Origin of the sequence: Billgrantia desiderata, assembly GCF_900108215.1 — a bacterium.
Lineage (GTDB): Bacteria > Pseudomonadota > Gammaproteobacteria > Pseudomonadales > Halomonadaceae > Halomonas > Halomonas desiderata.
On record NZ_FNVC01000016.1, the window covers coordinates 1 to 25,542 of the forward strand.

Below are 25,542 nucleotides of genomic sequence, written 5' to 3' on the forward strand. Positions count from 1 at the left end.
CGCCGGTAGCACTGTGGCAGACCATCAGACCTCCCAGGGTAAGACGCGCGACCTTCCTCCCATACACCCGCCGCATCTACTGCCGCCCCTTCCGGATAGCTATTGGGCTTCGAGTTTCTTGGCCCTCTCGCCCAGGTGGCGACAGCCTCGTATGCGATTTCTGTTCGTCGGGCCGGGAGTTTGCCTCCAACTTCCTTCAGATTCCGTCTCGCGACGGACACCCTTGCTGTTCGGCTAACGGTTCCCGCTATCAGGGTCCGTAGGGGACTTTCACCCCCAAGTCATTCCGAGGCACCACCCTCGGAAACAGCGCCCGTCGGGCGCTGCGCGCCATGCCTGGCGCACCAAAAAAACGGCTCCCGTCCGATGGAACGGGAGCCGTGACTTGGATCAGTCGGCCTTGAGCACACCACGCCGGATCTGATCCTCTTCGATGGATTCGAACAGGGCCTTGAAGTTGCCCTCGCCGAAACCGTCGTTGCCCTTGCGCTGAATGATCTCGAAGAAGATCGGACCGATCACGGTCTCGGTGAAGATCTGCAGCAGTACGCCCTCGTCCGGACCGCCGTCGATCAGCAGGCTCAGCTCGCGCAGATCCTCGACGTTCTCCTCGTGGTTGGGCACGCGAGTGTCGACCTTCTCGTAGTAGGTGTCCGGGGTGGTGAGGAAGGTCACGCCGTTGGCGCGCAGGCCCCGCACGGTGGCGTAGATGTCGTCGGTGGCCATGGCCAGATGCTGGATACCCTCACCGTTGTACTCACGCAGGAACTCGGCGATCTGCGAGCTATCGTCGGCGGACTCGTTGATCGGGATGTGCATCTTGCCGCAGGGGGCGGTCATGGCGCGGGAGTGCAGGCCGGTCTTCTTGCCCTTGATGTCGAAGTAGCGGTTCTCGCGGAAGTTGGCGATCTCGGTGTAGAAGTCGGCCCACTTGTCCATCTGGCCGCGGTCGACGTTGTGGGTCAGGTGATCGAGCACCTTCAGACCCACGCTGTTGTCGTTGGGCGAACGGCCGGGAATCGGCTCGAAGTCGATGTCGTAGATGGTACGGCCTTCGCTGTCGACCTTGTTGTCGACGAAGTAGAGCAGCGAGCCACCGATGCCGCGTACCGCGGGAATGCCCACCTCGCCGGGACCGACCGGATTCTCCACCGCCTCGGCGCCGTGGGCCAGGGCATACTCGAAGGCCTGCTTGGCGTCGGCCACCTTCCACGCCATGGCGCAGGCACAGGGGCCGTGCACCTTGGCAAACTCGGCCGCGTGGCTGTCCGGCTCGGCGTTGAGTACGAAGTTGACGTTCTCCTGCTGGAACAGGAACACCTGCTTGGAGCGGTGCTTGCGCGTCTCGGTGAAGCCCATGCGGTTGAACAGCGCGCGCAGTTCCTCGATGCCTTCGGCGCTGGGTGCGCTGTACTCGACGAACTCGAAGCCGTTGGTACCGATCGGATTGTCTTGTGAGATCGGTGAAACGGTCTTGGCGGGTGCGTTCATTGTTTCCTCCAGGGGGTGGACGTTATTGTGCAAGCGCAGTGTCTGCGTCGGGTTCGGCACCCCTCGAGGTGCCAACGGGTGACTCCAGACTAGTGCGCGCCCTCTCCCCGAGAAACGCCCCGCGAGCACCTTTGGCAGCGCCCGCTGGGGATAACTCGCCAGCGCCATGTAAAAGAATCCTTACAGCCGATCCAGGTGCGACGACAGCGCACTTCGGGCGGTGCGATATCGTGACAGGGCGTAAAGCTATCTTTACATTGGAGCCACTAAGGAATCATGGAGCCACTCGCCAACCTCCACGCCACCCAGGCCAGAATGAGCCCGATCACCAGGTCGATGGCACGCCACACTCGGGGGCTGGCCAGCCGTGGCGCCAGCCAGCCCGCCGCCGCGGCCAGGCCGAAGAACCAGCCGAACGAGGCCATCGCCGCACCGATGAAGAAGCCCAGCGGGCTCGGCTGCACCGCGCCAATGGCGCCGAGCAGTACCACCGTTTCGAGATAGACCTGGGGATTGAGCAGGGTCACCGCCAGCGTTGCCGCCAGAGCGGCCTGCCACGACTGGATGCCGCCGCCACCCGCTACCAGGGCCTGACCGATGAAGACCCGACGAAACGCCAGCGATGCCTGCCAGGCCAGGAAGGCGGCACCGGCCCAACGGGCCACTTCCATCAGCGTCTCCTGCTGAGCGATCAATATGCCCAGGCCCAGCACGCCGACACCGACCAGCAGCCAGTCGCACAGTGCACAGACCCCGGCCACCAGCCAGGCATGCTGCCGGCGCAGGCTCTGCTGCAGCACGAAGGCATTCTGGGCACCGATGGCGACGATCAGCCCGGCGCAGATCAGTAACCCGTTGAGCCATGACAACCACATCGTTTTTTCTCCCTGGCAAGTCGATGCCGCCAAGGCTAAGCTCGCCATGATGATAAGAGAAATAAATAAACGAACTTGGGGATTAGCATTACTGATGCTGGACTACAAACTGCTCGAGGCACTGATGGCGGTGATCGATCAAGGCGGTTTCGAACGCGGCGCGCGATACCTGGGGCTCACGCAATCGGCGGTGTCGCAGCGTATCAAGCTGCTCGAGGCACGCCTGGGCCAGCCGGTGCTGGTGCGCAGCCCACGCCTCGCTCCCACCCCGCTGGGGCGGAAACTGCTCAACCATGCCCAGCAGGTGCGCCTGCTGGAAGGCGACCTGCTCGGTGAAGTGCCAGCGCTCGGCAGCGGTGAGCAACGCTTGCGCCTGGCGATCAACGCCGACAGCCTGGCCACCTGGTGGCCGGAGGCCATCGGACGCTTCTGCGAGGAACATCCCGTGCTGTTCGATCTGGTGGTGGAGGATCAGGAGGTGGCGCTCAAGCGCATGCGCGACGGTGACGTAGCCGGCTGCATCTGCGACTCGCCCACGCCGGTGCAAGGCGCGCGCAGTTATCCGCTGGGCAGTATGCGCTATCGCGCCCTGGCCAGCCCCGCCTTCGTGGCGCGTCATTTCGCCGAGGGCGTAACCCCGGAGGCGCTGCGCCGGGCGCCGGCCATCGTGTTCGGCCCCGACGACCGCCTGCAGCACCGCTATCTGGCCCAGCACGGCGTGGAGCCGCCCTTCCCCCACCACCTCTGCCCTTCTTCGGAGGGTTTCATCGGCCTGGCACTGGCCGGGCTCGGCTACGGCATGGTGCCGGAGCGCCAGGCCGAGCGGGAGCTCAGCGAAGGGCGACTGCAAGAGATAGACCCCGGCCCCTACCTCGCCGATGGTCGCCTGGTCGACCTCTCGCCGGGCTTCGTCATCGACGTACCGCTCTACTGGCACCACTGGCGCCAGGGCGGCAAGGTGCTCGACGCCCTCACCGACCACCTGCTGCGCCTGGGCGATGCCTGGCTCACGCCGCTATCCACGGCATGAGCGAATCACGAACCGCGTAGCTTGTTTTCTACGCTCGACACCTTGTCGGCCATGGACTGCTCGCGGTCGGTGCGAGTGCCCAGCTTGATGGTGGTGGTGATGCGCGGCGCGCCCATCTCGTGCACCACCTCGTGGCAGCGCTTGACCACCGCCATCACCTCATCCCACGGCCCCTCGATGTTGGTGCCGTAGGCATGCATGTGGTGCTCGAGGCACGAGGCCTCGATCACCCGCTGACAGGCGGCGATCTGCGGTGAGACCGACACCCCCACCCCCAGCGGGACGACGCAGAGATCGATGATGACGTGCATGGTGGTAGCCCCTTCGACAGCATCAGACAAAACGACACCCCATGGTAACGCAGGACACGCTAATCGACAGGGGCGCATCTGGGCGAAGTCCGCAAATCGTTCGCTCAGGTATTGATCAAGCTTCCAGGCGAAGTCCTGCTTTCTGACCTGGACCGACCTTCTCCGTCAAACCTGAGGATAAAGCCGTCGGTCAGCCGGGAATGACTCACTAGTCAATGCTGCTTTGCTTGCATCTGGATGAAGCGGGTTGAGGAGAAAGTTCATGTTGTGGGGAACGATGGCGGAGGGCACTCGCAGCAGAAGCGACTCTCCCGCTTCAAGCCAAGCGTCCCCAAGGCGCCGTGTGATGTTCAGGTCATCACGCCATGTCGCATCCAGGTCGACCGTGGGCGCGCGACTCACGGCCCCGGAAGGAAGCTCCACTCGTAGCAGGGTGAATGCCTCGGGAAGTTCGTCTGGCTCCCCTTCCATATGCACCAGGATTTCCAACAGGCAGATGGCCGGGCAATCGCCGAGGTAGACGATGGGCCTGCCCTTGTTGTGCCAACGCCCAGCCACCTTGGTACCACCAATGCCCGAGAGATCCTGAAACTGTGAGATCCGCCAGAGGCTTTCCTTGGTCATGCGACGTACCCATGGCGCAGCTGCTCCAGTAGCTCCTCTACTGCCAGGTAGCCAGGGGTCGTCTTGACGGCCTCGAAAGCATTTCGCCCGCCAAGGGCTCTGCGCGGCTTGTTCAGCCAGGTGGCCGCTTTTTCCTGGCTACCGAAAACATCCTCAGCCAGCACGACGATGCGGCTCACGCGATAGAGTCGATCGCCTTCATCGCTGTTCAATGGTTCAGACTTTTGTCGGCGGTGACGCAGTGTACGAGGATTGATGATGCCCAGCCGGCCGGCATCGATGCCATGTTGGGCAAGCTTGTCCAGAACCGACAGAGGGATGCCAGCCCGGATCAGCGCGTCCAGAGTGTCACCTTCGTGCCCTCCAAGGAGTTCCAGGACCTCCTCTTCAATGTCGCGCTCGTGTTCGCGTTCTTTAGTCAGCGCCTGCATGATCAGCCCTCCCGCTGCGGCAATGTGCCTTTAGCATACGGCAAAATGCCTATGCAGGCGAACTGCTGGCCGATGCTTCCCCCTTCGTTTTGGCCGCTTGCGTTCAAGGCTCCAGAACGTACAAGGGATGCCATTGGCTTACTGTGAGATACGCTCCATGAGTTCGTTCTGCACGCACAGTGGAAGCGCGCTGCCTGCCAACTCTTGAACCTGCATATCCTCCAGCCACTCCTGATCGAGCCCACGTTGCCAATCTCCGGCGACGCGCTGCCCTGCCTTTCCGGTCAATGCATCGAGGGGATGACAAGTTCCCGTTTCCAGGGCAGCGAGCATGGGGCCGAACAGTGCGGAAAGCGCCAGCTCAGGCAGGGAGCGGCGTAGCTTCTGATAGATGCGCAGTCCTTCGGGGTCGAGATCGCCCCAGTAAGTGGGGCTGGGCAGGCGCAGCAAATCAGCCAGGGTGACACCGGCCGTTCCTTGACCGACCAGCCGTACCCGATCCCCACTCTCCAAAGCGTTGGCTAGAGAGAGGCCATAGCCGAACGTGCAGATCAAGGCCAGGCGCTCGCCACACCCCACGCGGCAGGCCTGACTGAAACTCTGCGCGTTCTCGATCAGCAGGAGTCCCTTGGGCTGCTCGGGCACGCTGGCCAGCAGCCAGGTCTCGGCAGCCTGGAAGCTGTCCGTCTCGATACCGAACGAGCGCACCAGCTCGGTGGGCAGAGTCTCGAGCAGTTTGCTGCTTCCCAGCAGGTAGCGCGCGCTGGCTACGTAGGGGCTCAGTTGATAAGCGCCCGGCAGGTCGTTGGCCAGCCGTCTGAGGCCTTCGGCCAGGGCCAGTTGGTCCTCAGTGCTCCAGCTACCGAGCGGCCCTTCCTGTGCCCTCCGCCACGCCGAGTGCTGCCTAGGTTCCAATGCCAGCCGTGGGTCCAATGCAGGAGAAACCGACATCAGGGCCTCCCTACGCGCAGCCGCCAACTCGATTTTCACCGGCAGCTTCGCGCGAGGCGAGAGCAGTACACCCGTTGGAAGAGCGATGAACTCAGCGCGCCCCAACTCCTCCAGTACCTGCCAGGCATGCAGTTCCGTCTCACAGATGTTCTTCTGCTGGAGCATCTGGATCAAGGTAAATGAGCGCCACCCTTTGCCTTTTCCGCCGCGTGAGTAGGCGTGCTGCCACTCCCCTTCGAGCCAGGCCAGGGTATCCCTGGCCGCCTCGCTCAGCATCAGAGTGGCATCGCGCATCGCTTACTCCTGGGTCGCCGGCTCGCTGACATGAATACCGAACAGGCTGGCCTCGCCGACGCTGCGGCCCAGCGATTCCGGCGCGGCGATGCGGCCGTCGCGCACCATCACGTGGCCGCCCTGTCCCTGAGCGCCGCCGATCACGCTGCCCACCAGGTAGGTGGGGAAGATGTCGGGGTCGTTCTCGTAGTTGGGGTTGTGGATCAGGCCGATCATCTGGAAGCGCCCGCGGGTATTGCGCAGCGACTCCAGCGAGTCCTGGATCAGGCGGCGGTGCGAGAGCTTGGAGAACAGGCCGTCGAGCAGGATCACGCTCTCGCGGCTGGTACGCGCGCGGCGGCGGTGGTGCCCCGGCAGTTCGCGCAGCTCGCGCTCGATGGCGAACTCGGAGAGCTTGACCAGCCACATCAGCGACACCGCCTCGCGCTGGCCCTCTGACATCTCCTCGTTGAGCGAGAATAGCCGTCCATGGGGGCGGATGGCGTCGTGCTTGAGGCGGATCGCCACGTCGTGGAACAGCCCGCGGTAGATGCGCCGGCGGATCTGGCGCAGCAGGTCGTCGTCGCGGCGGCGCGCCTCGCCGTCGACCATGCCGCCGTCGCGCTCGGCGCGGCGACGCATGGCGGCCTGGTGCTCGTCGATGTCGGCCAGCAGCGTGGCAATCAGGTCGCGCAGCTGGTCGGGGCCGATCAGCGAGGCCTTGACCTCGAAGAAGGCACCGCCCTCGCCGCTGCTCTTGGCCACGCGCTTGAGGATGTCGAGGTTGCCGGCGGCGTCCGAGATGATCGAGCTGAGGCGCTCCACCAGGGTGCCTTCGATCTGCTCGCGGGAAGCGTGCAGCCGTTCGACCCGTACCTTGTGGTCGTCGAGCTGGCCCGCCAGCTGATCGTGCAGGCGCGAGAGATCGTCCAGCGCCTCGGCGCTGGCATGCGTCAGCCCGGCCAGACGGGCACGCTCGGTGTCGCTGAACATGCGGCTGTGGGCCGCTTCCGCCAGGGCCTCGGCCAGCTTGCGCTCGCCGCCTTCGACCTGGCGCGCCTGGCGCTCGCGGTTGCGCGCCTGCTCGCCCAGGTTGAGTTCGCCCAGGGCATCGACCAGGGTCTGCTGACAGGCCTCCAGCGCTTCGATGTCGAGTTCGCCCTGCCCCTCGCTGCCGGTCATGTCGTGCCAGGCGTCGAGGGCGGCGTTGCGCGCCGCGTGCTCGTCCGCCTCCCCGGGCCAGCGGCTGGCTTCGGCGAGATCGACCAGCGCCGCCAGGCGCCGTGGCCAGCCCTCGGGCAGGTCGCGCAGCACCCGCAGCCACTCCACCGCCAGCTGATCGATGCAGGCCAGCGCCCGGCGCTGCTCGGCCAGGCGTGCCTCCAGGGCGTCGCGCTCTTCCCCACGGGCCTTGCGCGTTTCGCGCAGCTCGCCCAGCTCGCGCCGCACCCGGGCGATCTCGCGCTCGAGCTTCTGGCTGCCGCCGGCGGCGTCGCGTACCTCCAGGTAGGCGCGAATGCGGGTGAAGTCGAAGTCGGCGCGGCGGGTCGCCCGGGCCTGAGCGGCTTCCAGCTCCTCCTGCACCTCGGCGGCAGTGACCATGAAGTCGACGCCGCCCTCCGCTTCGAAGCGCGCCAGGGCACGCAGACGGTCGCGCTCGCCGTCGCTGAAGATGCCGCGCAGTTGGGCCTCGGTCTCTTCCACCTGGCGCTTGAGCGTCTCACGCTGCTCCTCGGCGGCGGCCAGTCGTACACTCGCCTCACTCAGGTGGCGTTCGAGTTCGGCGAGGCGCGCCTCCAGTGCCTGCAGCCGCTCGACGCCGCCGGCGTCGCTGAACTGTTCGGCGGCGAGCCAGGTCTGGCCATGGGCCTCCAACTCGCGGACCGCCGCTTCGCACCGCGGTGCGAGTTCGGCCAGCGCCGTCTCGGCTTCGAGCCGCGCCTCGGCGGCCTCCTGCTGGGCGAACTCGCCCCCCTCCTGCAGGTAGCGCTGGTAGTCGTCGATACAGGCGAGCGCGACATCGGTCAGCCGCGGTGCCAGCTCCGCCTCGCGCTCGGCCAACTCCGCCTGCCGCTCGGCCAGGGCCTCCAGGGCCATCTCGACCTGGGCCTCGTCGGCCTCGCGGGCGCGCAGCGCCAGGGCGAAGGTCTCGCCATGGGGGTCGAGCCGCTCGCACTCCACGGCCAGCGCCTTTTGCCGCTCGCGGTCGGCGGCCAGCCGCTTCTCGGTGGCCTCGCGCAGCGCTTCCAGATAGCTCGGGTCCAGCGCCGCTTTCACCGCCAGGGTCTCGACGCCGGCCACTGCGCCCAAAGGCGGTTCGCCACGGCTCAGCAGGCCGGTCAGCGCCTCGGCCTCGAACACCGGCACCGCCAGGCCCGCCTCGATAAGTTCGGCAGCGGCTGCCTCGGCCGCCTCGCGCCCGGCCACCACCGGGGCGAACAGCACCCCGGCGGCCTGCACCAGCCACTCGCGGCGCTGCTCGGGAGTGTGGGTGTCGACGTTGAGCACCGCATGCAGCGGCTGCCAGGCGATGCCGGCTTCGTCGAGTTGGCGGTGGGCCTCGGCCTCCACCACGCGCCGCTCCAGCGGATCGCCGGAGAGGCTCTCCAGATAGCGCTCGCGGGCGGCGATGTCGGCTTCCAGCGTCTCCGCTTCGCGCAGCAGCCGCGGATAGCGACGCCGGGCGTCGGCCAACCACTTCTCCGGGGTCAGCTCGCTGCGCTCGGCGAAGTCGAGCCGCGCCCGGTGCAGCGTGCGCAGGTGGTTCTCTTCGTCGAGCAGCCGCTTGCGCTCGTCGCCCAGCTCGCGCTCCCGCTCGCGCAGGCGTGAGCGCAGGTGCACCGGCTCGTCGTCGCCGTGCAGCTCAGCGTAACGACGGGCGGCCTCGGCCAGCGGTGCCAGCCGGGCCAGGGTACGCTCGGCCTCCTGACGGCGCTGCTCGGCCTCGCGACAGTTCGATTCCAGCTCGGCCAGCGCGGTCTTGCGCCGCGTCCAGAAGCCGCTCACCTCTTCACCCGGCCAGCCCTCGACGAAGGCGCGCCAGGGCGCCTGGCCGCGGGCCAGCAGGCCCTGCTCGCCGGTCAGGCGCTCCCGCTCTCCGTTGAGCCGCTCACGCTCGGCCCGGGCGGTCTCGAAGGCGCCGAGCGCCTCGTCGCGGCGCCGGGTCAGCTCGTCGAGGGACTCGGCCAGCTCGGCCTCGCGCTCCAGCTTCTCCTCGAGCCGCTCGGCCGGTGCGGTACCCGGGCACTCGCGGCGGTAGGCATCGTGCCAGGCGGCGATCTGCTTGAGCTCGCCGACGCGGCCCAGGTGCGCGTTGAGAGCACGGCGAGCGTCGGCGGCCTCGGCCTTGGCCGCCTCGGCGCTGGCTTCGGGGGTTTCCAGCTCGGCCTCGCTAAACAGCCCCTCGGCCAGCGCCTGGGTGTAGAAGCTCTGGTTGTCGACGAAGTCGCGCTGCTGGGACTCCAGCCGCTCGCGCTCGTGCTCCAGGTCGTCGCGGCGCTCGTCCAGTTCGGCGAGTTCACGGGTCAGCTCCTCGAGATAGACCCCGTCGCCGATCACCTCCTCGCGGAAGCGGTTGCCATCGGCGGCCTCGAAGGCGTCGGCGCCCTCGTCCAGCGCGCTCAGGGCGCGGTCGCGGGCCGTGTCGTCGGCCAGGGCGTGACTTTCGGCCAGCCACTCGCGGGCAGCCTTGAAGCTGACGTGGCCGACGTCGCGGTTGAGCGGCCACTCGGCCTGGGGCAGGTGAATCAGCCGGCGGTGCACGTCGACCCGGGCGCCGCGCTCGGAGAGCGCCTGACGCACGGCCCGCTCGGAAAGGCCGGAGAGCGTCGCCAGCAGCGAGGTGGAGACCCGCGGCCGCGAGGTATCACCGGCGATCCAGGCGAAACCATCCAGCGGAGCGACGCCGCGCGCTTCGGCGTCATCCTCGGCGTCATTCTCGGCAGCGGCGCGGGGCAGCCCGGGCAGGCCCAGCAGCGCCTGGCCGCCCAGCAAGGCTTCGCTGGCCGCCAGGCCCTGGTCCAGCTCGCTTAACCGAGCGCGGGCGTCGCGCAGGGTCTCGCCCTGCTCGCGCAGCTCGGCCAGGCGCAACACCTTGTCGCTGGCGCGGCGCTGGTCGCTCTCGGCCTCCTCCAGGCGATGGCGCAGCTCGGTGATGTTGGTACCGGAGTTGAGGATCACCTCCTCGATCAGCTCCTCGCTCTCGTCGGTCTCGCCGCGGGTGGCGCCGGAGAGGATCTCGGGGGCCAGCACCTCGAAGAAGAACGCCTGGTCGGCCTTCTCGCCGGCGCGAGGCTTGATGGCGTTGAAGATCTGGCTCTTGTCGGCGCCGCCCTCCTTCTGGAAGGCGGCGAGCTGGGCCAGTTCGCGACGGGAGACGTGGGCGCCCACCGCCTCGAGCCACTCCTCGCGGTTGTGGGTTAGGCGCACGTTACGCTCGGCCATGGCCGCCTTGACGTCGCGGTTGGCGAAGAGCGCCAGCTTGCCATCGAGGGTCTGGTGGTGCACCGGCACGTCTTCGAGACGCCCGGCATAGTGGTAGAAGGAAAGCCCGCTGCCGTCGCTGTAGCCGTAGAAGCCGAACACGAAGGTCTCGCCGGCTACCTCCTCACCCGCCGCCGCCAGCATGTCATCCTGGCGCTCGAGCCCGCTGCGCGAACGGAACTCCACCCGCAGGTGGCTCCAGCTACGTGCACTGCCGCCCACCGCCGAGGGCGAGCACTTGCGCCGGGTGCGCGAGAGCAGCGTGCGGTCCCGCGACAGCAGGCCGATCAGCGCCTCGGAGAGCGTGGTCTTGCCGAAGCCGTTCTCCATGCTGATGGCGCTCGACTGGCCGCGCAGGTCGAGCAGCAGGTGACGCATCTTGGCGTCCCAGGGCGAGGCCACGTCGCCGTGCTTGTTGAGCAGGTTGGCGACCTCGATGCGGTTGATCACGCTCATGCCTGGGTCTCCTCGTGCTCGTCGATGTCGGCCTCGTACGCGTCTTCATCCCGATAGCGGCCCTGGGCACGCCCCTGAGCCAACGCCTGCAGGTGGCCGAGCTGATGGATGCCGATCTGCTCGCTCTCCAGCGCCCCGAGCAGGGTCTGCTGCCACACCTCGCCGACGCTCTCCTCGGCGCCGGCACTCGCTTCGGCGTCGCGCAGGCCTTCGAGCAGGCCGGCGCGCACCTGCAGGTCGATGAAGGCACGCACCCGACGGCTGATGTCCTCGCCGCGCTCCTCCAGCAGCACGCGGCTGCTCTCCGGCGCCTCTTCGCCCAGGCTGCGCAGCGTCTCCAGCTGGTCGCGCATCAGCTCGACCAGCTCGGCTCCGGCGAAGGTGGCCTCCTGGTAGCGGCTGACGTCGGAGAGCGCGCGGTTGTAACGGGTGTAGAGCAGCGTGTGCATCAGCAGCCACAGCTGCAGGTACCACTGGGCCAGCTCGGCGCGGCTCTCCTGGCGCAGCTTGAGCGCCTCGAACACCGGCTCGCGGGTGTAGAGCGGCGGCTGCTCCAGCTCCGGGTCGGGCAGCAGCGCGTAGTAGCGCGAACCGGGCGCGATGCCGGGGTAGTCGCCGGACTCGAAGGCCTTGAGCCTCAGCCCCTGCCCGGCCAGGAAGTCGCGCAGCGCCTCGCGCTCGGCCTCGCTGGCGTCATCGATCAGCGCGCAGACGTCGCGCTCGGAGAGCTGGCCCTCGCGGGCGGCGCGGCGCTTGCGCCCGCCGCCCGGGGTGCGTTCGGCGCTGCGGTAGCGCAGCAGGTAGGCGACCACTTCGCCCATCTCGGTCATGTTCATACTGGCTCGTCCTGATCGATGCGCGATATGTCGTTAGGCGCGGCAGCGGGCGCCTGCAAGGAATGCGGCGCGGCGGCGGGCGCCTGTAAGGAATGCGGCGCGGTCCCGGGCGCCTGCAAGGAGTTCGGTGCGGCCCCGGGCGCCTGCAAGGAGTTCGGCGCGGTCCCGGGCGCCTGTAGAGAGAAGAAGCCGAGAGAGGGGGTCACAGCCCCCTCGATGCGGCGGCCGTCGTCGAGTTCGAGCTCGAACGGCGTCGCGTCGATACCCACCGTCAGCCCCGGGGCCAGCAGTTCGGTATCGACGAAGGTGTTGAGCAGTTGGGCCAGGCAGTCGCCCTCCTCGAAGCGGTGCCAGCCCTCGGTCAGCGCCTCGGGCAGCGACAGCGGTGCGCGTCTGAGGCGCTGGCGCAGCGCCGGCCCGCGCGCTTCGAGGAAGCGTGCCAGCAGCGGGTCCTCGGGGGCGGCGTCGCGCGCCTCGTCGAACACCAGCGCCACCGGGCTGACGTCGGCGCGACGACTCTCGAGCAGCGGCACCAGCGGCGCCAAACGCGGGAAGGTGGCCTGCACGTGCAGCGGCATCATGCGCGCCACCACCGCATCGCGCAGCGCACCTGCGGGCGGCGCCTCGAGCAGCTGGCGCGCCATGTCCTGGAAGTCGATCACGCCCATGGCCTGGATGCGTCCCTCGGCGATGTCGGCAAGCAGCTCCGAGAGCCGCCGCGAGAGGTTCTCGATGGCGGTGAGCACGCGGCCGATGGCGCCGGAGAGCACGCGCAGGTCCCAGTCGTCGGACTGCGCCTCGCGCCAGCTCTCGAAGCGCTCCATCAGGCGCGGCGTGGCGAGCTGGGCGCGGGCGTCGAGCAGGGTCTGCTGAATGTTGGTCAGAGCGTTGTGGTAGTGGCGCTCGTTGTCGAGCAGGGCGGAAAGCTTGCCCTCGCGAGTGGGGTTCTCGCGCACCCGGCGCAGCTCCTGGGTCAGCGCGCGGATGGCCAGCAGGATCTGGTTGGTGATGTCGGGAATACGGGCGAAATCGCCCCGCGCCAGCGCCGCCAGCACCTTGGCGGCGTCGTACTCGGAGTAGAGCAGGTCCTCGACCTGGCTGGCCAGGGTCACCGCCTGGCGACCGCTCGGGGTGAGGCGCACCTGGCCGGTCTGGCCCTGCTTCTCGATCAGCGCGGTGCGCTTGGTGCTGCGCCGGCTGCGCTCCTCTGCCGTCGCGTCGTCGCCCGTCGTCGGCGATGACGATGGCTGACGAAAGTGGATCTCGCTGGGGGTGGAGAGCAGATTGATGACGAAGCTCAGGTCGTCGTGGGGCAGCCCCGGGTACACCTCGCGCAGGTGATTGAGGCAGCGGCTCTGCGAGACGAAGGCGCTGTTGGTGGCGAAGTCCTCGTCGAGCAGGTAGTCGAGCAGCAGGCAGCCGAGGTCGAGCCAGTAGCCGTCGCGCAGGCCGCGACGCTGCTCCTGGCTCACCTGAACGAAGGGAGAGCCGGGCTCGTGGGCGCTGTCGTGCAGGTCGATCAGCCGCGTCGTGGCGATCAGCAGCTTGCTCCAGGCGGTCATGGGGTCTTCCCTGCGGGCGAAGAAAAGAGGGGCATTATGCCAAGCTCGGCCCCTCGGGTCATGGCGCCAGTGGCCACAGTTTTACACGTTGCCTGCCTAGGTCCTGCCGCGGCTCTCTCCCGTGGTCACGCCGCCGGCGATCAGGTGCGCCACGCGCAGCGGTTCGGGCACGCTGCCATGGGGCGTAGTGGCACGTATCGCGGCGACCGCCTCCTCTGCGCTCAACCCCACGCGCTGAACGTAGACGCCTGCCAGCGGCTCCATCTCCCCGAGACGCTCGACCAGCGCCCATTTGCGGGCACCGCCGGGAATGCGCTCGAGCAGGGCCCGGCGCATGGCACCCTGGCGCGGCGCCCGACGCGCCACCACCAGTACCGGCAGACCCAGCTCGGCGTGCAGGTGCTGCACGTCGATCACGTTGAAACCGGCCAAGGCAACGCCCTGCAGCATGATCAGTTGCAAGTGCGCAGCAAACCGCGAGTGGCCGACCAGACGAATCAGTTCCCGTGTACTGTTGACGCCATCCCGGCGCACCCTGCCGGAAAGCACCCCCTCCAGGCGCAGCCCCGAGAACACCGTGCCGACAATGGCCACGTCGCCGCGATGCCCGCGTGGGAACGGACAATCGTCGAAACCGACGATATGCGAGAATGTTCGCCCGGTGGTCGTCATGGCCTCCGCCTTTCGCATAAGCGCAACGCAAAACAACTGAGCAGGGAGTGCCCACGTGATCGATCAGACGTTACAGCAGGTCTTCGGCTATGACGACTTCCGCCCCGGCCAGCGCCCGGTCATCGAAGCGATAACCGCCGGCCGTTCGGCGGCGGCGATCTTTCCCACCGGCTCGGGCAAGTCGCTGTGCTATCAGCTGCCGGCCCTGCACCTGCCCCACCTGACACTGGTGATCTCGCCGCTACTGGCGCTGATGCAGGATCAGCTGGCCTTCCTGGCGCGCCACGGCATCGCCGCCGCCAGCATCGACTCGGGCCAGAGCCGCGAGGAAACGGCGGCAGTGATGGAAGGCGTCAAGCGCGGCGAGATCCGCATCCTCATGGTCTCGGTGGAGCGGCTCAAGAACGAGCGCTTCCGCGCCTTCATCCGCCGCGTGCCGATCTCGCTGTTGGTCGTGGACGAAGCCCACTGCATCTCGGAGTGGGGCCATAATTTCCGCCCCGATTACCTCAAGCTACCCCACTACCGCCACGAGTTCGGCATCCCCCAGGTACTGCTGCTGACCGCAACGGCCACGCCGCGGGTAATCGCCGACATGCGCGAGCGCTTCGGCATCGCCGAGGGCGACGTCACCGCCACCGGCTTCTACCGCCCCAACCTCAACCTGGAAGTGGCGCCGGTACCTGCCGAGACCCGGGCGCGTCGCCTGGTCGAGTGGCTCAGGCCCAGGCTGGGCAGCGAACCGCCCCAGCCCACCATCGTCTACGTCACCCTGCAGCAGACCGCCGAGCGTCTGGCCGCCTACCTGAGCAAGGCGGGTTTCGTTGCCACCGCCTACCACGCCGGGCTCGACGCCGAGACCCGCGAGCGCATCCAGCGCAACTTCATGGAAGGCCATACGCCCTGCATCGTCGCCACCATCGCCTTCGGCATGGGCATCGACAAGGCCGACATCCGTAACGTGGTGCACTTCGACCTGCCCAAGTCGGTGGAGAACTACAGCCAGGAGATCGGCCGTGCCGGCCGCGATGGCCAGCCCTCCGATTGCTTGATGCTGGCCGGGCGCGATCACGTCAACGTGCTGGAGAACTTCGTCTACGGCGACACCCCGGAGCTTCACGGCATCCGCAAGGTGATCGACGAGCTGATCGAGGCGGCCGGCAGCGCACGCCAATGGGAGCTGGTGCTCAACTCGCTCTCCCAGCACAGCAACATTCGCCCGCTGCCGCTCAAGACGCTGCTGGTGCAACTCGAACTGCGTGGCTACATCGCGCCGCGCTACAGCTACTTCGCCGAGTACCGCTTCCGCCTGCACGACGAACCCGAAGTGCTGGTATCGCGCTTCCAGGGCGAACGCAGCGCCTTCGTTCAGGCGATTGTCGACGCCTCGCAGCGTGCCCGCACCTGGTTCAACCTCGACTTCGCGGCCCTCGAACGGCTAGGCGAGGAGCGCGGCCTCAACGTCGAGCGCGCCCGCGTGCTCACCGCGCTGGACTATTTCGTCGCCCAGGGCTGGATGGTGCTCGAAAGCAAGCAGATGACCGAGGTCTATGAGGTGCTGCGCGGCGACATCGACGCCGCGGCCCTGAGCGAAGAGCTGCACGCCTATTTCCACGACAAAGAGCGGGCCGAGGTCGAACGTCTGCACGCCATGCTGGCGTTGTTCGAGAGCGAAGCCTGCCTGAGCCGCCGGCTTTCCGAATGGTTCGGCGACACCCGGGCGCCGGAGCGCTGTGGCCACTGCTCGGCCTGCCGCGGCGCCATTGCCAACCTGCCCGAACCCGAACCGCTCGAGCCCATAACACGCGAGACCGTCGCACGGCTCGCGGGCGAGCTGGCGCAACAGCTGGCAGCCAGCGACGAACCTCATCCCGTCACGCCGGACCTGCTGGCGCGCTTCCTTTGCGGCCTGACCAGCCCCCTGCTCACCCGGCTCAAGGCGCGCCGCCTGGCGGGCTTCGGCGCGCTGGAAGCCTACCGTTACGCCGAGGTCAGGGAGCTGGCCTCTCGCACGACGCTGGTCGAGGGTCAGGCGTCACCCGCACCGATACCGTAATGGCGCAGCTTGTTGGCAATGGTGGTGTGCGAGACCCCGAGCCGCTTGGCCAGTTGGCGGCTCGAGGGATACTGCGGATAAAGCGAGGCCAGGATACGACGCTCCACGTCGCCCATGATGTCGGCGAGCGAGCCGTCGAGATCGATGCCCGAGAGTCCCGGCGTCTCGCCCACGTCCGGCAGACGCAGATGAGCGGGCTCGATGGCGTCGCCCTCGCACAGCGACACCGCCTGGAACAGCACGTTCTCGAACTGGCGCACGTTGCCGGGCCAGTGATAGGTGGAGAGCCTGGCCAGTGCCGCCGGTGACAGCGACGGCATGCGACAGCCGATCTGACGCGCGGCGCGATCGATGAAATGCAGCGCCATGGCCTCGATGCCGTCGAGACAGTCGCGCAGCGGCGGCACCGCCAGCGACAGCACGTTGAGCCGATGATAGAGATCCTGACGGAAGTGGCCTTCGGCGCAGAGCCGGGGCAGGTCCTGCTGGGTGGCACAGATCACCCGCACGTCGAGATAGGTCTCCTCGTCGCTGCCCACCCGGCGAAAGCCGCCGTCCTGCAGGAAACGCAGCAGCTTGACCTGCAGCCGCGGGCTCATCTCGCCCACCTCGTCGAGGAAGATGGTGCCGCCTGCGGTCATCTCCAGCAGCCCGAGCTTGCCCTCGGGCCGCGCCCCCTCGAAGGCACCCGGCGCATAGCCGAACAGCTCCGTCTCGGCCATCGATTCCGGCAGGCCGGCGCAGTTGAGTGCCATGAACGGCGACTGACCGCGGGCGCTGGCCAGATGGCAGGCCCGCGCCAGCAGCTCCTTGCCGGTACCGGTCTCGCCGTGGATCAGCAGCGGCGCGTCCAGCGGCGCCATGCGCCGCGCCTCGCGGATCAGCGCGGCCAGCCGGGGGCTGGCCTGGAACAGCGCATCGAAACCACGCAGCTCCTGGCGTTGCACCTGGTAGATGCGCTCGCCGATCCGGTCGGCGCTGTGCAGGGTCACCACCGCGCCGGCCAGGGAAGCCACGTCGTCGTGGTGCTCGCGGTGCAGCGGCGCGATGTCGGCGAGGAAGGTCGCATCGCGCAGCTTGATGCGCAGGCCGTTGACCCGCGCATTGTTGCGCCGCACCAGCGCCGGCAGATCCACGTCGGGCAGGTAGCGGTTGAGCGACAGCCCCGGCACCTCGTCGATGCGCACCCCGAGCAGCTGGCCCGCCGCCCGGTTGGCGGCCACCACGTGCCCCTCCATGTCGATCGACATCACCGGATCGGAGAGCGACGACAGCAGCGCATCGAGCTCGAGATGACGTCGCTCGCTGGGCATCAGGCTGACCCGGCGCACCCCGAACACCCCCGGTATCGCCTCGAGCACCGGCTTCAGCGTGGCCAGCTGTGCATTGAGCAGATTGGGGATGTGCAGATAGATGGCGTTGCCATGCTCACCGCCCACCTCGCCCCGCGCCACGTTGAGGCCGTAGTCGACGAAGTGGGACACGATATCGCGCAGGATGCCGATGCGGTTCTGGCAGTGAAACCTCAATCTCATGGCGCTGGTGCCTCCGGGCGCGAAAAAGTACGTCAAGCCGACGTGACTCGCCTGTAAAGATAACGTGACACCCGAGACGGTACAAACCTCGACACTGCTGAAGCTGACGATATGGGAAGACGCCCCGGCACCAACTGTCACGATTTCTTTACGATCAAGCCTCATTTCCCTTCGAAAAAGCCATCCGCAGCCTGACAGGCAAGGCGCATACCGGCCCTAGACTCGAGTCAAAGGTTCGCCACACAAACACAAGATTTCAGCCGACCGGAGTGCCCCATGACGTCATCCAATCCGCATCTGAGCGATGTCGCCAGCAAGACCGGATACCGCGCCCGTCTGCCCGACGAGAATGGCTACATCGACTGGCCGGAACAGGACAACGCCACCTGGCAGACCCTGATGCAACGCCAGCTCGGCATGCTCGAAGGGCGCGTCTGCCAGGAGTACCTCGACGGCCTGGAGCGCCTCGCCCTGCCCGAGGACCGCATCCCCCAGCTCGCCGACATCGACCGCGTGCTGCAGGCGGCCACCGGCTGGCAAACCGCCCAGGTACCGGCGCTGATCCCGTTCGACACCTTCTTCAAGCTGCTCGCCAACCGGCGCTTCCCGGTGGCCACCTTCATCCGTACGCCGGAAGAGCTCGACTACCTCAAGGAGCCGGACATCTTCCACGAGATCTTCGGCCACTGCCCGATGCTCACCAACCCGGCCTTCGCCGAGTTCACCGCTACCTACGGCCGCCTGGGTCTCGCAGCCGAGCCCAAGGAGCGGGTCTACCTGGCGCGCCTGTACTGGATGACGGTGGAGTTCGGCCTGGTGGATACCCCGGCCGGCCGGCGCATCTACGGCGGCGGCATCATCTCCTCGCCCAAGGAGACCCTGCACGCGCTGTCGGATACGCCTGAGCATCTGCCGTTCGACCCCATCGAGGCGCTGCGCACCCCGTACCGCATCGACATCCTGCAGCCGCTCTACTACGTACTGGACGATCTCACGACCCTGCACGACCTTTCCCAGCAGGACATCATGGCCATGGTGCACCGGGCCATGGAGCTGGGCCTGCACGAACCGCGCTTCGAGCCGGCCCCGAAGGCAGCCAAGGCGTAAGCCTGAACGCAAGCGACGACACCCATACCAACAAACCCTGACGAGGAGCGACCATGACCCAACTTTCCGAACAGCAGTGCGAAGCATGCAGCTGGGACGCACCCCATGTCACCGACGACGAACTCGAGACGCTCAGGCGCGACATCCCCGAGTGGGAGATGGTGGAGCGCGACGGCATCAAGCAGCTCGAGCGCGTGTTCAAGTTCCGCAACTTCAAGCAGGCACTGGCCTTCACCAATCGGGTCGGCGAGATTGCCGAGGAAGCCGGCCACCACCCCGCCCTGCTCACCGAATGGGGCAAGGTCACCGTGACCTGGTGGTCTCATGAAATGAAAGGCCTGCACAAGAACGACTTCATCCTGGCGGCACGCACCGACAAGGTCGCCGAGCAGCACTGAACGATTCACGAGGGCCGGCGCAGCCGTCCGGGCTGCCCGGCTCACAAGGTTTCGGGTCGATGTCGCCCAAAACTTATCGGCATTGTCTTACGTAGCAAATGGCGATATGCCTCTCTCGCTACCGCCCCGATCTCGATTAGGTTGAAAAGCGACACCGTTACGGTGTCGTTACATGAACCATACGAGAGAAAAATATGAAAAGGATCCTTCAAGGTGCACTGCTGGCACTCCTGCTGAGCTTCGCCTCACTCGCTGCAGCTCAGGACGTCGCTCCGATCAACGTCAACACCGCCGATGCCGAGCTGCTTACCGAACTGCCGGGGGTCGGCCCGAGCCGGGCCCAGGCGATCGTCGAGTATCGCGAAGCCAACGGCAACTTCGAGAGTGCCGACGACCTCACGCAGGTCAGCGGTATCGGCCAGGCCACAGTGGACAAGTTCCGCGATCAGGTCACGTTCTGAGGCAAGCCCTGCCTCTGGATGGGTCACACGCAGCGAGGCCGGCAAATGCCGGCCTCGCTGTCGTTCTGGCAGGGTAACGTTCTGGCGTATTACAAGCGCAGGCCGCCATCGCATTCGATCACGCGTCCGGTGAAGTAGTCGTTCTCGATGATGAACGCCACGCTCTGGGCGATGTGGTCCGGGTTGCCGAGACGCTTGAGCGGCACGCCTGCGGTCAGCTTCTCCAGCATGTCCTCACGCATCGAGGCGGTCATGTCGGTCTCGATGAAGCCCGGCGCCACCGCGCCCACGCGAATGGCGTAGCGCGCCAGCTCCTTGGCCCAGGTGGTGGTCAGCGCTACCACGGCGGCCTTGGCCGCGGCGTAGTTGCTCTGCCCCATGTTGCCCGCCCGGGAGATGCTGGAGATGTTGACGATCACCCCGTCGTGCCCCGCCTCGATCATCTGCGCTGCGGCTTCGCGCCCGCACAGGAACACACCGGTGAGATTGACGTCGATGACCGACTGCCACTGCTCCAGCGACATGGTCTTCTCGACCTTGCCGTCCTTCGCCTTGACCAGCAGCGCATCGCGCAGAATGCCGGCGTTGTTGACGAGACCACTGACCGGTCCCAGGCGGGCCGCCACGTCACCGAAGGCGCGCTTCACCGAGGCCTCGTCAGCCACGTTGACCTGAAACGCTTCCGCCTCGATCCCTTCTGCATGCAACGCGGAGACGGCCTTGTCCAAGGCATCCGTGTCCATGTCCAGCAACGCCACCTGGGCGCCCTGATGTCCGAGACGATGCGCCATGGCAAAACCAAGGCCACGGGCACCGCCCGTGATGGCGATCACGCTCTTGTCCAGTTTCATTCGCTGTCCCTTGTCAGAGGTATGAGTTCTTGGGCTCACTGCCCCATCAGGCGGCCGAGCCGTTCTTCTTGCCTTACCCCTCTATTCGGCACTTCAGGGCACCGACTTGAGGCTGAAAGGACTTTTTGTGCATTGCAGCATAAAGGATGACGACCGCGGATGCCAAGGGGGCCCTACGCTTGCGCTTGAATTCCACTCGAGCATCCCCATCTAGCACTGAACGACATCCTCGGAGCCGACATGCCGCTACTGCTCTTCTTCTCGCTGTTCACCCTACTCGACTTCGTCGTCCTGTTCTCCGTCGGCAGCCAGATCGGCCTGCTGCCCACTCTGCTTCTGGTACTGGCCACCGGCTTCACCGGTCTCTACCTGATCCGGCAGCAGGGTACCGCCACGCTGCTGCGCGCCCGCGAGCGCATGGCTCAGGGCGAGCTGCCCTCCAGCGAACTGCTCACCGGCGCCGCTCTCATCTTCGGTGGCGCGCTGATGCTCGCCCCGGGCTTCCTGTCCGATGCACTCGGCCTGCTCTGTGTGATGCCCGGTGCACGACGCCTGCTGGCCCGGCTGCTGGCGCTGCTCAATCTGCGCTGGCTCGCCACCGTCACCCGCCAGACCTCGAGCGCAGCGCCGCACGATGAAACGCCACGCGATGCGGGGTGGCAGCACCACGGGCACGAAGCCGAACGGCAGCGCCACGATGAGCAGGGGCAACCGCTGGAAGGCGAGTTCATCAGCCGCGACGAACCGCGCCGTTGACAGCCGCCCAGCGTTCCACGCGTCGCGAATTTTTTTTATTGCTGGCCCTTGAAAGGGATTTGCCCGGCCCCATTTCTCGGTCAGCACAAGGCTACGGTGCCGAGCGGAGCTCGGTGCCTTTGACAAGGAAGGCGTCCTCGCCTCCCCTTCCAGACCTTCTGGAAGTGAATGACGAACCGCCATGTCCATGCATGGCACCACAGACCATCAGGAGAACGTGAGCAATGAACATCCGTCCCTTGCACGATCGCGTCGTCATCCGTCGCGTTGAAGAAGAGCAAAAAACCGCTGGCGGCATCGTGCTTCCGGGCAACGCCCAGGAAAAGCCGACTCGTGGCGAAGTGCTCGCCGTCGGTAACGGCCGGATTCTCGACAACGGCGATGTTCGCCCGCTGGACGTCAAGGTCGGCGACACCGTGATTTTCAAGGATGGCTTTGGCGTCGAGAAGCAGAAGATCGATGGCGAGGAAGTCCTGATCATGAGCGAGTCCGACATTCTCGCCGTGGTCGAAGGCTGAGCCGACGACCCTTACTCCGTTCCCATAAGACGTTCACGAACTCACAGGAAGTAACGAAAAATGGCAGCGAAACAAGTCAAATTCTCCGATGACGCCCGCAAGCGCATGGCCCGTGGCGTTGACATCCTGGCCAACGCCGTCAAGGCCACCCTGGGTCCGAAGGGCCGCAACGTGGTACTGGAGAAGTCCTTCGGCGCTCCGACCGTGACCAAGGACGGCGTCTCCGTGGCCAAGGAGATCGAGCTGAAGGACAAGTTCGAGAACATGGGCGCGCAGATGGTCAAGGAAGTCGCTTCCAAGACCTCCGACGTCGCCGGTGACGGCACCACCACCGCCACCGTGCTGGCTCAGTCCATCGTTACCGAGGGCATGAAGGGCGTGACCGCCGGCATGAACCCGATGGACCTGAAGCGCGGCATCGACCAGGCCGTCATCGCTGCGGTCAAGGAAATCGAAGCGCTGGCCGTGCCCTGCACCGACTCCAAGGCCATCGCCCAGGTCGGCACCATCTCCGCCAACGGCGACAAGCGCATCGGTGAGATCATCGCCGAAGCGATGGAGAAGGTCGGCAAGGAAGGCGTCATCACCGTCGACGAAGGTCGCGGCTTCGAGGACGAGCTGGAAGTGGTCGAAGGCATGCAGTTCGACCGCGGCTACCTGTCGCCCTACTTCGTGACCAACCAGGACACCATGGCGGTCGAGCTGGAAGACCCCTACCTGTTGCTGGTCGACAAGAAGATCTCCAACATTCGCGAACTGCTGCCGGTGCTGGAAGCCGTCGCCAAGTCCGGCAAGCCGCTGGCGATCATCGCCGAGGACATCGAAGGCGAGGCCCTGGCCACCCTGGTGGTCAACAACATGCGCGGCATCGTCAAGGTTGCGGCTGCCAAGGCGCCCGGCTTCGGCGACCGTCGCAAGGCCATGCTGCAGGACATCGCCATCCTGACCAACGGCACCGTGATCTCCGAGGAAGTGGGTCTGACCCTGGAGCAGGCCAACCTGGATCACCTGGGCAGCGCCAAGCGCATCACCATGTCCAAGGAGAACACCACCATCATCGACGGCGCCGGTAACGAGGGCGACATCGAAGCCCGCGTCAACCAGATCCGCGCGCAGATCGAAGAAACTTCTTCCGACTACGACCGCGAGAAGCTGCAGGAGCGCGTCGCCAAGCTGGCCGGCGGCGTTGCCGTCATCCGCGTCGGTGCCGCTACCGAAGTCGAGATGAAGGAGAAGAAGGCCCGCGTCGAAGACGCCCTGCACTCCACTCGCGCTGCGGTCGAGGAAGGCGTGGTGCCTGGCGGCGGTACCGCCCTGGTGCGCGTGCTGACCAAGATCAAGGACCTCAAGGGTGAGAACGAGGACCAGACCCACGGTATCGCCATCGCGCTGCGCGCCATGGAGTCTCCGCTGCGTCAGATCGTCACCAACGCCGGTCAGGAAGCTTCCGTGATCCTCAACGAGGTGAAGGCTGGCCAGGGCAACTTCGGCTACAACGCCCAGACCGGCGAGTTCGGCGACCTGTTCGAAATGGGCGTGCTGGACCCGGCCAAGGTAACCCGTACCGCGCTGCAGTCCGCCGGCTCCGTGGCAGGCCTCATGATCACCACCGAGTGCATGATCGCCGACGACCCGGAAGAGAAGGAAGGCGGCCCGGACATGGGCGGCATGGGCGGAATGGGTGGCATGGGCGGCATGATGTAAGCCGGCCCTGACCCGAGCCCCTCGCAAGCCCCGCCATCGTGCGGGGCTTGTGCTTTTTGGGCTACCATCACGCTTTTCCCAACAAGCAAGCCGACCCATGCTCGCCAATATTCGTATCGTTCTCGTCCAGACCTATCACCCCGGCAACATCGGCGCCTCGGCGCGGGCCATGAAGACCATGGGCCTGACGAATCTGGTGCTGGTCAATCCGCGCTGCTTTCCCGATGCCGAGGCGTCGCGGCTGGCTGCAGGCGCCGAGGACGTGGTCGACCGTGCCCGAGTGGTGGCCTCGCTGGAAGAGGCGGTATCCGACTGCGTACAGGTGGTGGGGGCCAGCGCCCGGCTGCGCAGCTTGCCGCTGCCCCACTTCGACGAGCCCGAGGCGATGGCCCGCGAGCTGGTGGCAAATGCGGTGGGCGACCCGGTGGCCCTGGTGTTCGGCCGCGAGCGCTTCGGCCTGACCAACGACGAGATCCGGCTGTGCAGCCATCAGGTCAGCATCCCCGCCAATCCGGACTACGGCATCCTCAATCTCTCCCAGGCGGTACAGGTGCTCGCCTACGAAACGTTCAAGGCCTGGCGCCTGCGGCCAGAGAGCGAGTATCGCCCGCCGCGCCCTGCCGAGGAGGGTCAGCCGACCCGCGAGCAGATGGCGCATTTCCAGGAGCACTTGAGCCGGGTGATGCAGGCCAGCGGTTTTTTGACCCAGCCCCACGCTCGCACCGAGGCCCAGCTGCAGGCCCTGTTCGCCCGGGCTCAGCCCAGCCGCAAGGAGCTGTCGCTGCTGCGGGGCCTGCTGCGCTCACTGGAAGAATCCGCCACGGACGACTAGGCTTCGAAATGCCCTGTCACGGAACCTTCTTTTCCTCGTTACGGCACTGTCATCGCCGCCGTGAGACAAAGGGCGTGATCCCATGAGGGGATCGGGCAATGGACACTGTCGAAGGCACGACACGGACGCGAGCAAGGAAGCGGAACGGGATGCGGCATCGAATATGCCCAGGGAGACATGCGCCACGAGGCTACTTGCCCGTGGCGCTCTTTCTTTTATGACGCTCGACGCGCTTTCATGACCCTCGGCGCGCAGTTACGACTCTCGGGGCTCCGCCACGACCTCCGGCTCGCCGACCTGCAGCGACTCCCAGCCGGGCACTCCCTCACGGATTCGCTGCGAGAAATCGGGCGCACGGTGCACCTGCCGCGCCCGCTCGTCGATCCGGCCGCTTGCCTCCAGCTCGGGAAGCGAATGGCCGGGCCACAGCCCGCCCACCTTGAAGGCATAGCCCGGCAGCCGGTCGGTGACCAACAGACGGTAATCGAACGGCAGGCGTGCGCCGATGCCGCGCGCCATGTCGAAGATCAGCGTGGTGCAATTGGCCGTGATGGTGTTGTAGAAACGCGGCGACTCGACCAGGGCATTGGCCTCGTCGACGTAGGCCAGCAGCAGCGAGCGCATCGCCCTGCGCGACATGTGCAGGCGATAGATCGAGACCCGCTCGCCGCGCACCTTGGTGCGCAGCCCTACCGCATCGCGCTCGTCGGCGGCGACGATGGCAAGCTCGTACTGGCGGAAGAAACCGCCGATCTCGGAGAAGCGCTCGCCCTTCAGGCGCCGTACCTCCACGGAGAAAAGCACGAAGTTCTCACCTTCGAAGCCGAAAGAGATCATCACATGGGCAACGCCGGGGCGCCCCCAGCTGGAGACGATCATGTCCACCGAGTCGAGCCGCTCGAGATCGTAGCTGCGCTCTTCCCAGTGCTCGTCCGCCTCGTCCCGGGTGTGCCAGTCGAAATCGCGCACGTGATGCAGCGTCAGGCGATCGCCGCACACCTCCCCCGTGGCCAGATGCACCACGTCCGCCGACCAGGGTCGATCATGGGTGGGCTCCAGACGGAACCACCAGGTCAGCAGCGCCGCCATCAACAGCAGCAAGACGACGCTTGCCGGCCAGAACCCCTGAGCACCGAGCATGACCAGCACCAGTGCAACCAGGCTCCACCCTGTTACCGCCAGACGCCGCCGGTTCGGTGTACCGGGCAGTCGGAACCACAGCGCAGCTGCGCCCCATATAGCCGCCAACGCCAGTACGGTATGGGCGGCAATACCTACTATCAGCTGAGCCATTTCATTCCACTTCTTCCGAGGTGGGGCCATATTAGCA

22 protein-coding genes are annotated in these 25,542 nt (G+C 66.5%); 9 read left to right on the plus strand and 13 right to left on the minus strand.

All coding sequences use genetic code 11. From position 1 onward, the window contains the following. Positions 1-390: 390 nt before the first annotated feature. Positions 391-1,491 carry a 4-hydroxyphenylpyruvate dioxygenase gene (gene hppD, locus C4S71_RS14315; protein WP_103969584.1) on the minus strand — a complete coding sequence of 367 codons (1,101 nt, stop codon included), beginning with the start codon at positions 1,489-1,491 and terminating at the stop codon, positions 391-393. 266 nt (positions 1,492-1,757) lie between these two features. After that, on the minus strand, positions 1,758-2,366 hold the full coding sequence (locus tag C4S71_RS14320) for a LysE/ArgO family amino acid transporter (protein ID WP_103969585.1): 609 nt from the start codon (positions 2,364-2,366) through the stop codon (positions 1,758-1,760). A gap of 94 nt (positions 2,367-2,460) precedes the next feature. Between C4S71_RS14320 and C4S71_RS14325 the strand changes: the two genes are divergently transcribed. Continuing rightward, positions 2,461-3,396 carry a LysR family transcriptional regulator ArgP gene (locus C4S71_RS14325; RefSeq protein ID WP_086511965.1) on the plus strand — a complete coding sequence of 312 codons (936 nt, stop codon included), beginning with the start codon at positions 2,461-2,463 and terminating at the stop codon, positions 3,394-3,396. A gap of 5 nt (positions 3,397-3,401) precedes the next feature. Here the strand turns inward: C4S71_RS14325 and C4S71_RS14330 are convergent, their stop codons facing one another. The 8 genes from C4S71_RS14330 to C4S71_RS14365 all read right to left on the minus strand — a co-directional run bounded on the left by C4S71_RS14330 (position 3,402) and on the right by C4S71_RS14365 (position 13,994). After that, positions 3,402-3,707, minus strand: a complete 306-nt coding sequence (locus C4S71_RS14330; RefSeq protein ID WP_103969586.1) for an MTH1187 family thiamine-binding protein — start codon at positions 3,705-3,707, stop codon at positions 3,402-3,404. 165 nt (positions 3,708-3,872) lie between these two features. Continuing rightward, a complete protein-coding gene (locus C4S71_RS14335) occupies positions 3,873-4,331 on the minus strand; it encodes an RES family NAD+ phosphorylase (RefSeq protein WP_086511967.1) in 459 nt (152 codons plus the stop codon). After that, positions 4,328-4,762 carry an antitoxin Xre/MbcA/ParS toxin-binding domain-containing protein gene (locus C4S71_RS14340; RefSeq protein WP_086511968.1) on the minus strand — a complete coding sequence of 145 codons (435 nt, stop codon included), beginning with the start codon at positions 4,760-4,762 and terminating at the stop codon, positions 4,328-4,330. The genes C4S71_RS14335 and C4S71_RS14340 overlap by 4 nt, the downstream gene beginning before the upstream one ends. 138 nt (positions 4,763-4,900) lie before the next feature. Beyond that, positions 4,901-6,007: a Wadjet anti-phage system protein JetD domain-containing protein gene (locus tag C4S71_RS14345; RefSeq protein WP_103969587.1), complete on the minus strand. Its 1,107-nt coding sequence runs from the start codon at positions 6,005-6,007 to the stop codon at positions 4,901-4,903. 3 nt (positions 6,008-6,010) lie between these two features. Further along, entirely contained in the window at positions 6,011-10,924 is a 4,914-nt protein-coding gene (locus tag C4S71_RS14350) for a coiled-coil domain-containing protein (RefSeq protein WP_103969588.1), read from the minus strand. Beyond that, on the minus strand, positions 10,921-11,760 hold the full coding sequence (locus tag C4S71_RS14355) for a hypothetical protein (protein ID WP_086511971.1): 840 nt from the start codon (positions 11,758-11,760) through the stop codon (positions 10,921-10,923). The genes C4S71_RS14350 and C4S71_RS14355 overlap by 4 nt, the downstream gene beginning before the upstream one ends. Continuing rightward, positions 11,757-13,322: a hypothetical protein gene (locus tag C4S71_RS14360; protein WP_235014481.1), complete on the minus strand. Its 1,566-nt coding sequence runs from the start codon at positions 13,320-13,322 to the stop codon at positions 11,757-11,759. Before C4S71_RS14360 ends, C4S71_RS14355 begins: the two co-directional genes overlap by 4 nt. Positions 13,323-13,418: 96 nt before the next feature. Then, positions 13,419-13,994, minus strand: a complete 576-nt coding sequence (locus tag C4S71_RS14365) for an endonuclease dU (protein WP_103969589.1) — start codon at positions 13,992-13,994, stop codon at positions 13,419-13,421. A gap of 55 nt (positions 13,995-14,049) precedes the next feature. Here C4S71_RS14365 and C4S71_RS14370 point away from each other — a divergent pair, with 55 nt between their 5' ends. After that, positions 14,050-16,050: a RecQ family ATP-dependent DNA helicase gene (locus C4S71_RS14370; RefSeq protein WP_103969590.1), complete on the plus strand. Its 2,001-nt coding sequence runs from the start codon at positions 14,050-14,052 to the stop codon at positions 16,048-16,050. Here the strand turns inward: C4S71_RS14370 and C4S71_RS14375 are convergent. Next, a complete protein-coding gene (locus tag C4S71_RS14375) occupies positions 16,023-17,585 on the minus strand; it encodes a sigma-54-dependent transcriptional regulator (protein ID WP_103969591.1) in 1,563 nt (520 codons plus the stop codon). The genes C4S71_RS14370 and C4S71_RS14375 overlap by 28 nt on opposite strands. Positions 17,586-17,861: 276 nt before the next feature. Between C4S71_RS14375 and phhA the strand changes: the two genes are divergently transcribed. The 3 genes from phhA (at position 17,862) to C4S71_RS14390 (ending at position 19,551) form a co-directional block, all read left to right on the plus strand. Further along, complete coding sequence (gene phhA / locus C4S71_RS14380) at positions 17,862-18,692, plus strand: phenylalanine 4-monooxygenase (protein ID WP_086511975.1); 831 nt, start codon at positions 17,862-17,864, stop codon at positions 18,690-18,692. A 53-nt stretch (positions 18,693-18,745) separates the two neighbouring features. Beyond that, a complete protein-coding gene (locus C4S71_RS14385; protein ID WP_086511976.1) occupies positions 18,746-19,090 on the plus strand; it encodes a 4a-hydroxytetrahydrobiopterin dehydratase in 345 nt (114 codons plus the stop codon). A 194-nt stretch (positions 19,091-19,284) separates the two neighbouring features. Continuing rightward, the gene (locus C4S71_RS14390; RefSeq protein ID WP_086511977.1) at positions 19,285-19,551 is read left to right on the plus strand and encodes a ComEA family DNA-binding protein; all 267 of its coding nucleotides are present in this window, start codon (positions 19,285-19,287) and stop codon (positions 19,549-19,551) included. Positions 19,552-19,640: 89 nt separating this feature from the next. Here C4S71_RS14390 and C4S71_RS14395 read toward each other — a convergent pair whose 3' ends face one another. After that, positions 19,641-20,402, minus strand: a complete 762-nt coding sequence (locus tag C4S71_RS14395; protein WP_103969592.1) for an SDR family oxidoreductase — start codon at positions 20,400-20,402, stop codon at positions 19,641-19,643. 240 nt (positions 20,403-20,642) lie between these two features. Here C4S71_RS14395 and C4S71_RS14400 point away from each other — a divergent pair, with 240 nt between their 5' ends. The 4 genes from C4S71_RS14400 (at position 20,643) to C4S71_RS14415 (ending at position 24,212) form a co-directional block, all read left to right on the plus strand. Next, on the plus strand, positions 20,643-21,158 hold the full coding sequence (locus C4S71_RS14400) for an FxsA family protein (protein WP_086511979.1): 516 nt from the start codon (positions 20,643-20,645) through the stop codon (positions 21,156-21,158). 224 nt (positions 21,159-21,382) lie between these two features. After that, the gene (locus tag C4S71_RS14405; RefSeq protein ID WP_010628243.1) at positions 21,383-21,676 is read left to right on the plus strand and encodes a co-chaperone GroES; all 294 of its coding nucleotides are present in this window, start codon (positions 21,383-21,385) and stop codon (positions 21,674-21,676) included. A 60-nt stretch (positions 21,677-21,736) separates the two neighbouring features. After that, positions 21,737-23,380, plus strand: a complete 1,644-nt coding sequence (groL, locus tag C4S71_RS14410; protein ID WP_086511980.1) for a chaperonin GroEL — start codon at positions 21,737-21,739, stop codon at positions 23,378-23,380. 97 nt (positions 23,381-23,477) lie between these two features. Continuing rightward, positions 23,478-24,212 carry an RNA methyltransferase gene (locus tag C4S71_RS14415; RefSeq protein ID WP_103969593.1) on the plus strand — a complete coding sequence of 245 codons (735 nt, stop codon included), beginning with the start codon at positions 23,478-23,480 and terminating at the stop codon, positions 24,210-24,212. Positions 24,213-24,467: 255 nt separating this feature from the next. Here the strand turns inward: C4S71_RS14415 and C4S71_RS14420 are convergent, their stop codons facing one another. Next, the gene (locus C4S71_RS14420; RefSeq protein ID WP_103969594.1) at positions 24,468-25,505 is read right to left on the minus strand and encodes an Lnb N-terminal periplasmic domain-containing protein; all 1,038 of its coding nucleotides are present in this window, start codon (positions 25,503-25,505) and stop codon (positions 24,468-24,470) included. Positions 25,506-25,542 lie beyond the last annotated feature (37 nt).

Coding starts and splice junctions, on each gene's coding strand:
- hppD (WP_103969584.1), bottom strand. CDS start 1,491: ATGAACGCACCCGCCAAGACCGTTTCACCGATCTCACAAGACAATCCG.
- C4S71_RS14320 (WP_103969585.1), bottom strand. CDS start 2,366: ATGTGGTTGTCATGGCTCAACGGGTTACTGATCTGCGCCGGGCTGATC.
- C4S71_RS14325 (WP_086511965.1), top strand. CDS start 2,461: ATGCTGGACTACAAACTGCTCGAGGCACTGATGGCGGTGATCGATCAA.
- C4S71_RS14330 (WP_103969586.1), bottom strand. CDS start 3,707: ATGCACGTCATCATCGATCTCTGCGTCGTCCCGCTGGGGGTGGGGGTG.
- C4S71_RS14335 (WP_086511967.1), bottom strand. CDS start 4,331: ATGACCAAGGAAAGCCTCTGGCGGATCTCACAGTTTCAGGATCTCTCG.
- C4S71_RS14340 (WP_086511968.1), bottom strand. CDS start 4,762: ATGCAGGCGCTGACTAAAGAACGCGAACACGAGCGCGACATTGAAGAG.
- C4S71_RS14345 (WP_103969587.1), bottom strand. CDS start 6,007: ATGCGCGATGCCACTCTGATGCTGAGCGAGGCGGCCAGGGATACCCTG.
- C4S71_RS14350 (WP_103969588.1), bottom strand. CDS start 10,924: ATGAGCGTGATCAACCGCATCGAGGTCGCCAACCTGCTCAACAAGCAC.
- C4S71_RS14355 (WP_086511971.1), bottom strand. CDS start 11,760: ATGAACATGACCGAGATGGGCGAAGTGGTCGCCTACCTGCTGCGCTAC.
- C4S71_RS14360 (WP_235014481.1), bottom strand. CDS start 13,322: ATGACCGCCTGGAGCAAGCTGCTGATCGCCACGACGCGGCTGATCGAC.
- C4S71_RS14365 (WP_103969589.1), bottom strand. CDS start 13,994: ATGACGACCACCGGGCGAACATTCTCGCATATCGTCGGTTTCGACGAT.
- C4S71_RS14375 (WP_103969591.1), bottom strand. CDS start 17,585: ATGAGATTGAGGTTTCACTGCCAGAACCGCATCGGCATCCTGCGCGAT.
- phhA (WP_086511975.1), top strand. CDS start 17,862: ATGACGTCATCCAATCCGCATCTGAGCGATGTCGCCAGCAAGACCGGA.
- C4S71_RS14385 (WP_086511976.1), top strand. CDS start 18,746: ATGACCCAACTTTCCGAACAGCAGTGCGAAGCATGCAGCTGGGACGCA.
- C4S71_RS14390 (WP_086511977.1), top strand. CDS start 19,285: ATGAAAAGGATCCTTCAAGGTGCACTGCTGGCACTCCTGCTGAGCTTC.
- C4S71_RS14395 (WP_103969592.1), bottom strand. CDS start 20,402: ATGAAACTGGACAAGAGCGTGATCGCCATCACGGGCGGTGCCCGTGGC.
- C4S71_RS14400 (WP_086511979.1), top strand. CDS start 20,643: ATGCCGCTACTGCTCTTCTTCTCGCTGTTCACCCTACTCGACTTCGTC.
- C4S71_RS14405 (WP_010628243.1), top strand. CDS start 21,383: ATGAACATCCGTCCCTTGCACGATCGCGTCGTCATCCGTCGCGTTGAA.
- groL (WP_086511980.1), top strand. CDS start 21,737: ATGGCAGCGAAACAAGTCAAATTCTCCGATGACGCCCGCAAGCGCATG.
- C4S71_RS14415 (WP_103969593.1), top strand. CDS start 23,478: ATGCTCGCCAATATTCGTATCGTTCTCGTCCAGACCTATCACCCCGGC.
- C4S71_RS14420 (WP_103969594.1), bottom strand. CDS start 25,505: ATGGCTCAGCTGATAGTAGGTATTGCCGCCCATACCGTACTGGCGTTG.